Below are 11092 nucleotides of genomic sequence, written 5' to 3' on the forward strand. Positions count from 1 at the left end.
TCTAACGGTGATCGGCTTCTCCTGATCGGGTTCGAGCGAGATGCTCGTCGCGCGGCATCATGGTGTACGAAGTCGCGCCGCCACGGAGTCCGTGACGGCGCGACCTCGTACCAGATGGTGCTTGTCTACCTCAGACGGCCGTTCTTGCCGATGCGGACAACGTCACCGTCCAACCGGCCGACGCCGGCCAGTGACGTGCCGCCGTTGGTCTTGACCCCGGCGTTGGTCGGTGGTGTGCCGCCCAGCCTGATGATCATGGCATCGGTGTCGCGGACGAGTACCGCCCGGACTTCGGCCTCGGGCACCAGCGAGGTGTTCAACGCGAGCGCGCGGAACTCCTTGAGCTGGTTGATGGCCTTGGCGTCGTTGCCGTTCGCCTCGGACTGGCGAGCCGCTGTCAGCTTGGTCGTCAACTTCTTGTGCGCGTTGGCCGAAAGCCGGCTGGTCGCCTTGAACCGGTCCAGCAGGTTCTGCATGTCCCGGAACGAGGTCGTCACGTAGAACCGCACTGTCGAGACCGTCTTGTTGCCGGCCTTGTCTGTGGCGGTGACCGTCAACTCGTGCAGGCCGAGCCGCAGCTCGTACATGGCCTGCAGGGTGCCGGTCGCGTACGACGCGCCGTTGAGCGTCCCGACGACCGACGCGATACCAGAGGTCGGATCTACGGCCTGGAAGGTGACCCGGACGTCCTGGCTGTCGCCGTAGAGCTGGCCGTCGGCCAACCCTGCCACGATGACGGTCGGCTGGTTGCCGTCGACCTTCAGGTTGGCGGACTTCAGCGTCTCCACGTTGCCGGCCCCGTCGGTGGCCCGGTAGAGCAGCTCGTGCTGCCCGTCGCCGCCGATGTTGACAGGCTCGGTGTAGGGCGTCCACGACCCGCCGTCCAGTGACCACTCCAGCTTGGCCACGCCGGCACCGGCGTCGGTGGCGGCGAGCACCACCGGCACCTGCCCGGCGTGCCAGCCGTCGTCGTTGGCCGGTGCGAACGTCGCCGTGGTGATCGGCGCCGTGACGTCGACCTTCACCTCGACGGTCTTGGCCTGCTCGATGTTGCCCGCGGTGTCGGTGGAGCGGTAGCGCAGCTGGTGCATTCCGGTCCCGCTGATCAGCACCGGCTCGGTGTAGGTGGTCCACGTCGTGGCGTCGTCGAGCTGGTACTGAGTGGTCGCGACGCCGCTGCCGGCTGCCTCGTCGGCGGCGGTCAGGGTGACCGTCGGCGACTCGGTGTACCAGCCGGCGGTGGCCGTGCCGGTTACTGCTGCCGTGGTGACCGGCGCTGTGGTGTCGCCGGTGCCCGGCGTGGTCAACCGGAAGTAGTCGAAGCTTGCCGGCTTCGACGCCGTCTGGTTGGCGCCGAGCGTGAACAGCCCGACCTTGGCAGTGTCACCGACGGCCGTGTTGGTCAGCGGCTCCAGCGCCGTCCAGGTGGTGCCGTCCGCCGAGTAGGACGCCGTGTAGACGCTGCCCACCCGGGCCAGTCGCAGGTGCCATACCGCGCCAATGAGGTTGGTGATTCCGGGTTGCGGGTTCTGTACCACGCTCGCGATCTCGCTGCGGAACTCGATCCGCCGGCTGACCGGCGAGCCGGCCGTGTTGTCGACGATGTAGTCCAGCTTGAGGTAGTTGTCGTCGTCGAGGTAGACCAGCAGGCCTGCCTGCTGGTACTGCTCGTTGAGCTGGCTGCCGTCGACCTTCGTCTCCAGCGTCCAGTCACCGGACGGCGCGTTCTGCAGGATGAAGTTGGTAGGCCCGGTGTTGGCACCTGTGTAGATGTCCCCGTTGGGCACGTCGATCTCCAGCTTGCCGCCGGCGACCCGGTATTTGCTGGTGTCCTCGCGGACTACTGCGTTCCACTTGCACCGGTCCAGGGTCGACCCGTTGAACTCGTCGGACGGGTCAATGGGCCCGGTCGGAGCGTCCGGGGTGACCTGGAACCAGTCGAACGCCGCGTCGACGACCGGCGCGGTGGTGCCGCCGTTGAGGGCGAACATGCCCACCTTCGGGTTGACGATGCCGGCCAGCGCGGCCGACTGCCCGACCGGCGCGAACGTCACGCCATCAGCTGACCAGGCCGCCGTCAGGTTCACGCCGTCACTGGTCAACCGCAGGTAGGCCGTGCTGCCGAGCTCTGCCGGGGCGCTGACCGCGTCGGCGGCGCCGTTGCGCGGCGACCCGGCGGTCTCCCGGATGAACTCGAACTTCCTGGAGCCTGCGTACAGCAGGTCGAGCTTGGCGTAGTTCTCGTCGTCGCCGTACACGATCAAGCCGGCCTGCTGGTAGTCGGCCGCCACGGCGACGGACACCTTGGTGGTCGCCTGCCAGGCGCCGTCCGGCGCCGGCTGCAGGATCAGGTTGGTCGCGTCGTTGCGGGTGCCGTAGAGGTCGCCGACCGCGGTGGGCAGCAGCAGCGTGCCACCGGCCACCGAGTAGAGCTGGTTCTCCCGGACCACTGTCGACCAGCGGCCCTTGTCCAGTGCCGTGCCGTCGAAGTTGTCCGACCGGGCGCCGAGGCAGGCGTTGTTCGGCGCTTCGACCCTGACGACCACATTGGCGTACGACTTCGCGCCGCGCGCATCGGACACGGTCAGCGTCGCGGTGAACGTGCCGGGGGTGGCGTAGGTGTGCGTGGCGTTGGCGGTGCCGGCTGTGGCGCCGTCTCCGAACTCCCACAGGTAGGTCAGCGGGTTGTCGCCCTCGGCGTCGGTCGCCGAGCCGGTGAAGGTGACCAGCACCGGCGCGGTGCCGGTGGTGGGCGTCGCTGACGCGGTGACCACCGGTGGCGCGTTGTCGGTCACGCCGCGTCCAAGGAAGTCGACCCAGTTGACGTTGAACAACGAACCCGTGCCGGTGTCGCCTACCGGGTTCTTCGCTACCAGGAACAGCGGCCCTGTCACCGTGCTCGGGTTGCTCAGCGTCGCCGTGACATCGGTGAAGCTCTGCCAGCCGCCGGTGCCCGGCACTGTCGCGGTGGCGAGCACCGGCCCGTCCGCCGCGCCGGCCCGTACCTCGATGCGTCCGCCAGCGGCGTTCGACGCCACCCGGAACCGCAGCGCGTCGATACCGGTCAGGTTCACCGGGGCGTACGACCAGAAGTCGCCGTCCTCGATGAAGCCGATGTTCTGGAAGCCGCCGGCGGTGTCCGTCGTCGTCTCCAGTTGCACGCCCTGGTCGCCGCCGCCGACGCCGTCCGGAGCCCGTCCGGTGGCGGTGAAGTACTCGGCCTGCTTGCGCTTGGGCTGCAGCTGTTCGATCGCCCTGCCGGTCAACGGGTTGGAGCCGCCGGCTCCGCCGGCATCGGTGTAGGTGGCCTCGAACACGGCGAACACGTTGGCGTCAGCGCCGTGACCGGAGGCCAGCGACGTCTGCACGGTGCCGGTGCACCCGGTGTACGACTGCAGGGGGTGGGCGTGCTGGTCGTGACCCAGGTAGTACTGCAGGGTCACCCGCGAGCAGTCGATCGTCCCGTCCTCCGGGTCGGTCACCGCGACGGTGTACTGGACCTGGTCACCCCATTCGAAGAAGCCGCCGTCGGGCGGGAATGAGATGGTGACTGTGGGCGCCGTGTTGCCGACCGTGATCGTCACGTTCGCGACGGCCGTACGGTTGGCGGTGTTGGTGACCGTCAGCTGCGCCGTGTAGTCACCGGCAGCCGGGTAGGTGTGCGAGGGGTTTGCCGCGGTGGAGGTGCCACCGTCACCGAACGTCCACGCGTAGCTCAGCGCCCCGCCGTTGGGGTCACGTGACCCGGCGCTGGAGAACTGCACCGTAAGCGGCGCCGGTCCGGAGTCCGGCGTGCCGGTCGCGACCGCGATCGGGGCCCGCTCGCCCGCTATGTAGTCGATGCGGTAGATCCCGGAGTCGCCGTTGTTGCCGCCGAATCCGGTACCCCACTCGATCAGGTAGAGCGCGCCGTCGGGACCGAACTCGAAGTCCATCGGCCGCAGGAAGGTCATGCCGCTGAGCATGTTGTTGATGTCGACCAGCGACTTGCCGTCGGCGGCGACCTGGAACGCGTACATCTTGTTCTGGTTCCACTCGCCGAACATCGCCTTGCCGTCGTAGTACGCCGGCCACTTGCGCTCGGAGACGAGGTTGGGGTCGTAGCGGTAGACGGGCCCGCCCATCGGCGCGCCGCCGCCGCCGATCTCCGGGAACAGCGCGTTGCCGCTGTAGTCGTAGTCGACGGTGGCGCTGATCGCCGGGGGGAGGTTGGTCAGACCCGTGTTGTTGGGCGAGTTGTTGACCGGCGCCGCGCAGTCGAACTTCGCGCCGGACGGTCCGCTCGGGAAGGTGTAGTCGTTGTAGGCGTAGTTAGCCCCGTGGCAGTACGGCCAGCCGTAGTTGCCGGCCTGGGCGATGTTCCATTCAACTGTGCCTTCCGGGCCGCGGTTGGGGTTCGTCGCGCCCGCGTCCGGGCCGTAGTCGGCCACGTACAGCGTGTTTGTCTTCGCGTCGATGCCGATCCGGAACGGATTGCGGAAGCCCATCGCGAAGATCTCCGGCCGGGTCAACGCCGTACCCTGCGGGAAGAGGTTCCCACTCGGGATGGTGTACGTGCCGTCCGCCTCCGGGTGGATGCGCAGCACCTTGCCGCGCAGGTCGTTGGTGTTGCCGGAGGTGCGCTGGGCGTCATAATTCTGGCGCCCGGCCCGCTCGTCGATCGGGGTGAATGAGTCGGACTCGAACGGGTTGGTGTTGTCGCCGGTGGCCAGGTACAGGTTGCCGGCGCTGTCGAACACCATCGAACCGCCGGCGTGGCAGCAGGTGGTGCGCTGCGTTGTCACTTCCAGCACGACCTTCTCGCTGGCCAGGTCGATGCTGTCGCCGCTGACCGTGAACCGGGAGATCCGGTTTCGCGTCATACCATCGTTGGGCGCCCAGTACAGGTAGACCCAGTGGGTGGTGGCGAAGTCCGGGTCCAACCGGATGCCGATCAGGCCGTCCTCGTTGCCGGTGAAGACATCGAGATCAACCGCGGTCACCGTGGTGCCGGTGGCGGGCTTGATGATCTGCACCCGGCCGTCGCGCTCGATGTAGAAGACCCGGCCGTCCGGCGCGATGTCCAGCTCCATCGGATTCTGCGTGTTGCCGTCCAGCGTCACCTTCTCGTACCCGCTGGTCAGCGACGCGCTGCAGTCGGAGTCGAGCGCGCCGGCCGCCGTCTGGATGCCGCCGAGCAGATGAGCCAGGAATGAAGGCTCGGTGTACGACGCGATGGTGTGACCGATACCGGTGTACCAGGACCGGCCGCCGTCGTAATCCTGGCACCACGCGATCGGGTGGTCGGCGCCCATCGCACCGGTGCCCGGCGAGTAGGTCCGCTCGTCCAGACTGGCCAGCACGTGCACCTTGCTGCGCGGGTTTGCCTGGTAATTGTACCACTCGTCGAGCCGCGACCACTGCGCCGGCAGAGAAGCCGTGGACGGGTGCGACGGGTCCTCGACCTTGATGGTCGCCTGCTGGTTGTTCGGGTGCGCCGAGAAGTAGGCGCCGACCAGGCTGCCGTACCACGCCCAGCCGTACTCGGTGTCCGATGCGGAATGCACGCCGGCAAAACCGCCACCGGCACGGATGTAGCGCTCGAAGGCCCCCTGCTGAGCGGCGTCGAGCACATCACCGGTGGTCGACAGCCAGATCACCGCCGCGTACTGCGCGAGGTTGGCGTCGGTGAACGCGCCAGCGTCCTCCGTCGCGGCAACCGTGAACCCGTTGTCGACGCCGAGCTGCTGGATCGCTGCGATACCAGCGGGAATGGAATCATGCCGGAACCCGACGGTCTTCGAGAAGACCAGCACCGAGAACGGAGCAAGCGCCGCATTGGCTTGATTGGTGGTTGCCGGCGTGGCCTGCGCGGGCGACTGCCCGACGGCAAGCGAGATCACGGTCATGGCGAGCGCGAGCACCGAACCGAGGAGAGATCGCGCTCTGATATTCGGATGGGTGCGGCTACGACGTTGTACGGACACGAAGAATCTCCAATGCCTGGACGGGACTTCAGAGCCCGCCGCGGCTCGCCGAAGACCAGTGGGGGGGGTAATAGTTCACGCCCCAAACAAACTAGCGGCGCTACCGAAGTTGTGGTCAGAATGATGCCGGTCAATTTGGTAACGCTTCGATAACGCCCGACACCGACAGAGTCCTGGCTGGGTAATCCATTAGGGACCCTAGTAAACCGGGCACGACCACTCACCATCGAGCCGCCCGACGGTCACGACTCCGAAAGCGATCTCGCTACCAGTACGGCTTCGGCCTGCGCGAGTTTGCGCTCGGCGGCGTTACGGGCCCGTTGTGCGGTGGTTCGGGTCAGGCGAAGGCCCGTTAGTTCCTGTCGGGCGTCGTCGCGTCGCCACCGAAGTTCGGTGTGTTCCTTCTCCAGCTCGGCCAGCTCGCGGGTGGCCGGCTGCTTGGCCTCGGCCGCCTCGTCCAGCGCCGAGCCTCCTCCTCGCGCGCCGCGTCAACGTCGGCGCGCAGCCAATCGATCTCCGCCGCCCGCTGCGAGCCGGCGCACGGAGGTCGGTGCAAACAAGGAACTCAGAGGCGGATCGACTCGGGCCGGGATTTCTGATGAAGCCCTCGCCGGTTCTTCATGGCTGGTGCGGTTTGATGGGACGGAAGGAGGCGTCGATGAGCGCTTGCGTTCGACGGCTATCCCTGCGCCGTCCGTGAGGTCTCCAGAACGGTGATGTCCTGGACGAGCCGTAGATCCTGACAGGCTTGCCAGCGGCATGGTCGACGACACCGGGTTCGGGCACAGCGGCACGCGCTGCTCCACCTCTTGCTTGAGCTCACACGGTTATGGGGCTATGCAGAACAAAGACTAGCTATATAGAGTACGCACATGGCTGAGCTACGCATGACCACACCTCGGCTGCTGGTGCTCCATGCCTTCCTGGATGATCCGACACAGGAGCGGTACGGGCTCGAACTGGCTACGGCTGCGGGTCTGGAGCCCGGCACCATCTACCCCATCCTGGTGGCCTTCGAGAACGCCGGTTGGCTGAGCAGTCGGGAGGAGCAGGTCGACCCGCACCTGGAGGGCCGGCCCCGCCGCCGGTACTACACGCTGACCGCGGACGGCGTCGGCGCCGTCCGCGACGTGTTGGCCGAGAACGCTCGGCGACGCGGCCGCCGGGCCACCTCGACCCGTAAGTTGGCGTGGTGAGCGCCCACCAGGAGGCGGGCCGCCGCACCGGCGCTCTGACCCGCATCGACCGGGTGCTCGTGGCCGCGCTCGGCTCGGCTCTGCCGTCGCAATTCCGCGCCCGCCAACAAGCGGAGTGGGCCGCGGACCTGGCCGACCTAGCCCGCGAACGCCAGCCGGCCGCCCGCTGGCGGTACCTGCTCGCCGCCGCCTGGACGTTGCCCACCCTGATCGCCCTCGCCCGCCACGCCCAGGTCGACGGTCCCCGCAGCGTGTCGCCACCGGCTGTGCTCACGGCAAGGATGCTGGCCTGGATCGTCGCGATCAGTCTCGGCTGGACGTTGCTGAGCTGGTCGGTCGTGATCGCCGGCCCGTACCTGGCCTTCGACGTTCCGGCACGCCAAGCCGCCGGCATCGACCACGGCCCGGAAATGATGTGGCCCATCGACGAGCGATCGCTGCCGTCGCTGCTGCGGGCCGCACTGGAACTCGGCGGCTACGCCGCCATCGGCATGGACCTGGTTCTGGTGGCTGTAGCAGCTGGGGTCACCGTCGGTTTCCTGCTGCTGCCATTCCGCCAGACTTGGCAGGACCGGCTGTACACGCTGGCTGGAGGCGCGGTCATTGGGACGGTCGCGCTGACGTTGACCGCGGTCAACATGTCCGTATCGCTCGGCACCTCGGTCACCGGTCTGACGCTACTGGGCACCGGGATCGCCGCGGCCGGGTTGGCAGTGGGCCGGTTCGGACTGCCCAGGCGCTGGCGAATCGTGCTAGGTCTGCTGGCGGCGGCCAGCTTCGCTGTGGTCATCACCGACAACACCTTCGGCTCGGCAATGATCGTCTGGTTCCGCGACTAGCGGTACGAGAGAAAGCGAGTCCCCGCAGCCGGAATGCCGGATAGCAGGGCATTTCCGGCCTGCCAACGTCCTGAGACGTCGGCAGGCCGGTCAAGTTTGATGTCAACCATGGGTGTCGTGCGCTACGTCCCTAGATCAACGGGATGGGTACCGACAGCATAGGACCCGGTTGGGTTTTGGTTTGTGTCTTTCCTCGGACACTTTTTGTGCTGATTTAGTCCGATTCATCGCGAATTATTTTCGGGGTGATCGGACTTTTTGTTTACGTCAGGCGGTCCGTTTTGGGTCGGCGACGAGGGGTTCGGCGGCGCTGGTGCGACGCACTGTTGGCCCTTGCGGAGTTGACTTCGTGGCCAGACTTAGACGCCGTTCGACATGGAATCCATCAAGCGCAGGCTCGCCGACCCGGCCGCTATGCCTCGCTGGCCTGGGCGAGCATCGGGTTGCGAAGGGTTCCGATGCCTTCGATCCAGGTGACCAGCACGTCACCCGGAGCGAGAAACTTCGGGGGAGTGCGGCCGACGCCGACGCCGGCCGGGGTGCCGGTGAACACCACGTCGCCCGGCAGCAGGGGGCACACGGCCGACACATACGTGATGATCTCCGGTACGTCGAAGACCATCCTGGAGGTGCGGCTCTTCTGCAGGACCTCGCCGCCTTCGAGCCTGCAGCCCAGTTCGAGGTCGTCGGGGTCGGCGAACTCGTCAGCGCTGACCAGCTCCGGGCCGAGCGGAGCAAAGCCAGGGTAGGACTTGGCCAGGCCGTACTGCGGTGCCGGTCCGGCCAGTTGCATCCGGCGTTCGGAGAGGTCCTGGCCCACGGTCAGCCCGGCCACGTATGACCACGCTGTCTCCCGAGTCGCGCGGTAGCAGTAGCGGCCGATGACGACGACGAGCTCGGCCTCCCAGTCGACCAGCCCTTCGGGGAGGGTGACGGCGCTCTCGTGGCCGGTCAGGGACGCGCGGAACTTGGCGAAGATGGCCGGTTCGGTCGGCACTTCCAGCTTCGCCTCGGCGATGTGGTCGCGGTAGTTCAGGCCGACCGCGAAGATCTGGGTCGGCCGGGGCACGGGAGGACCCCACTTCGTGCTGTCGTCGGTGCCGACCAGGGGTGCTGTCGCCGCGTCCGGCGACGCCAGGAACTCCCGGGTCCAGGATGAGAACGCCTCCCAGTCGTCGAACGCGGACTGCGGGTCGGGACCGAACCGCTGACCGCTGGCCTCTGCGGCGTCGAGATAGCCCCGCCGGGCCTTGATGACGAGTCGCCCGTCGATGTGTGCCGAGCGCATAAGGCCTCCATACGTGCCCGATGTCCGCCGAACAGTCTTTGCGCGGACGTTCGGCGACATCTCCCATGCCATGCCGCAAGAGCAGAGCATGCTCTCCCGTGAATTACACGAAGCACTGCTCGTTGACTTCAGCACATACCCGGCGCTGACATCCATAGGAGCATCCCAGGGATACCCGGATCCCCGTCTCACCAGGTGGTTTGGTCAAAGTATATGGACTTGTGGCCGGGTTGGTAGGTGAGAGCCCGAAGTGATCGGGTGCCCGGGTGCTGCAGGTGGGCGACAGGCGACGTAGGCGGCCGTGGGCCGCACGGCCACCCCGGCGACGCTCACCGAGCTCCCACGTCTGGTCGACCAGCTGGCGGCCGCTTCGGAGCTGCGTGTCGTCGTGTTCGAATCAGCGAACCCGGACAACTTTCACGACCAGCCCTGCGGCTTCAAGGCCATGACGGGCCTGCGTGCGTCCACACCGGCACCAACCGGCAGCCCGCCCGTCTTCTACCGCTGGCGGAAGCGGGAGGGCACGCACCTGCCGACCATGATCGACGTCCTGCGCGTCACCGGCGGGGCGATCACCGAGATCGTCACGTGCCACGACGACCGATTTCCAGGGCGACCAGCTCTGCGGAATCTCGGGACAAGGGCGGCACGGGTGTGCTGCGCGCAGCGGCCGGCGACGGGGCGGTTGGCACCGTGCCGCCGGTAGGACATCTCCCAGGCCATGCCCTAAGAGCGAGATCGGCGAGTGTCACGGATGCCAGAATTATTGTGTTTCAAGATGGTCTGGTGGAAGTTACTCGCGTCGGGCCGCGATGATGGACGAGTGCCGGTAGTGAACGGTTTCCGGGCCGGGCGGCGTCGGACAAGGAGACGAACTTGTGAAACCGTGGACCCACTTTTCCGTAGTGGCCGAGACCAGGAGACTGTGGCGGATCACGTTCGACAACCCTCCGATCAACCTGGTCTCCCCGGAGACGCTCACCGAGCTCCCGCGTCTGGTCGACCAGCTGGCGGCCGATTCGGAGCTGCGTGTCATCGTGTTCGAATCGGCGAACCCGGACTACTTCCTCAACCACTACGACACCTCCCGGGTCGCCGAGACGCCCAAGGAGCTCGGGGCGAGCGGCTACCCGCTGCTGATCGACGCCAGCACGCGCCTGTCGCGCCTGCCCGTCGTCTCGATCGCGAAGATCCGTGGACGGGTCAGAGGCGTGGGCAGCGAACTGACCCAGGCGATGGACATGCGCTTCGCCAGCGAAAGGGCACTGTTCGGCCAGCCTGAGACCGCCAACGGCAACCTGCCCGGCGGCGGCGGTCTGGAGCACCTGCCGCTGCTGCTCGGCCGCGCACGGGCCTTGGAGGTCGCCCTGTCCAGCGACGACTACCCGGGCGAGCTGGCCGAACGGTACGGATGGGTCAACCGTACGGTCCCCGACGGGGAGCTCGACTCGCTGGTCGACGACCTCGCCCGGCGGATCTCCTCGTTCGACAAGGAATCGATCACCGCGGTGAAACAGCAGGTCAACAGGTATACCCTTCCGTCCGCGGACGATCTGAAGTCCTCCTATGACATCTACCTCTCGTCCTTCGGCTGGCCGGGATCCAAGCGCAGGCTGCCCGCCGCCAGCGCTGCCGGACGCAACCAGCCGGGCGACTACGAACTGCGCCTGGGATATCACCTCGGGCGCCAGCCGGACGTCGATTCTCCTGGAAACATCTCGTAGAGGCGTGGTCTTTGCGGAGACCGAACGCAGTTCCCGCTCGACGGCCCGGTCGCCAGTACTACGCTGGTGGCGGCGGAGA

6 protein-coding genes are annotated in these 11092 nt (G+C 67.2%); 4 read left to right on the forward strand and 2 right to left on the reverse strand.

Features of this window, described 5'->3' with window-relative positions:
- Window positions 1-125 precede the first annotated feature (125 nt).
- The gene (locus tag F9C41_RS18250; protein ID WP_155388275.1) at window positions 126-5888 is read right to left on the reverse strand and encodes a ThuA domain-containing protein; all 5763 of its coding nucleotides are present in this window, start codon (window positions 5886-5888) and stop codon (window positions 126-128) included.
- Between the two features lie 950 nt (window positions 5889-6838).
- Between F9C41_RS18250 and F9C41_RS18255 the strand changes: the two genes are divergently transcribed.
- Together F9C41_RS18255 and F9C41_RS18260 are read left to right on the forward strand one after the other, a co-directional pair.
- Complete coding sequence (locus tag F9C41_RS18255) at window positions 6839-7162, forward strand: PadR family transcriptional regulator (RefSeq protein WP_230689721.1); 324 nt, start codon at window positions 6839-6841, stop codon at window positions 7160-7162.
- Window positions 7159-8001, forward strand: coding sequence for a hypothetical protein (locus F9C41_RS18260; RefSeq protein ID WP_155388037.1), 843 nt, complete (start codon window positions 7159-7161; stop codon window positions 7999-8001). The genes F9C41_RS18255 and F9C41_RS18260 overlap by 4 nt, the downstream gene beginning before the upstream one ends.
- A gap of 412 nt (window positions 8002-8413) precedes the next feature.
- Here the strand turns inward: F9C41_RS18260 and F9C41_RS18265 are convergent, their stop codons facing one another.
- On the reverse strand, window positions 8414-9289 hold the full coding sequence (locus F9C41_RS18265) for a fumarylacetoacetate hydrolase family protein (RefSeq protein ID WP_155388038.1): 876 nt from the start codon (window positions 9287-9289) through the stop codon (window positions 8414-8416).
- Between the two features lie 301 nt (window positions 9290-9590).
- Between F9C41_RS18265 and F9C41_RS41335 the strand changes: the two genes are divergently transcribed.
- The gene (locus F9C41_RS41335) at window positions 9591-9995 is read left to right on the forward strand and encodes a hypothetical protein (RefSeq protein ID WP_230689722.1); all 405 of its coding nucleotides are present in this window, start codon (window positions 9591-9593) and stop codon (window positions 9993-9995) included.
- 199 nt (window positions 9996-10194) lie between these two features.
- A complete protein-coding gene (locus tag F9C41_RS18280) occupies window positions 10195-11013 on the forward strand; it encodes an enoyl-CoA hydratase/isomerase family protein (RefSeq protein WP_230689723.1) in 819 nt (272 codons plus the stop codon).
- Window positions 11014-11092 lie beyond the last annotated feature (79 nt).

The sequence above is a fragment of the Catellatospora paridis genome (genome assembly GCF_009720365.1).
GTDB classification, from domain to species: Bacteria; Actinomycetota; Actinomycetes; order Mycobacteriales; family Micromonosporaceae; genus Catellatospora; species Catellatospora paridis.

What these genes read in the sequence shown, in the direction of transcription:
- F9C41_RS18250 (WP_155388275.1), bottom strand. Translation starts at nt 5,888, where the DNA reads ATGACCGTGATCTCGCTTGCCGTCGGGCAGTCGCCCGCGCAGGCCACG.
- F9C41_RS18255 (WP_230689721.1), top strand. Translation starts at nt 6,839, where the DNA reads ATGGCTGAGCTACGCATGACCACACCTCGGCTGCTGGTGCTCCATGCC.
- F9C41_RS18265 (WP_155388038.1), bottom strand. Translation starts at nt 9,289, where the DNA reads ATGCGCTCGGCACACATCGACGGGCGACTCGTCATCAAGGCCCGGCGG.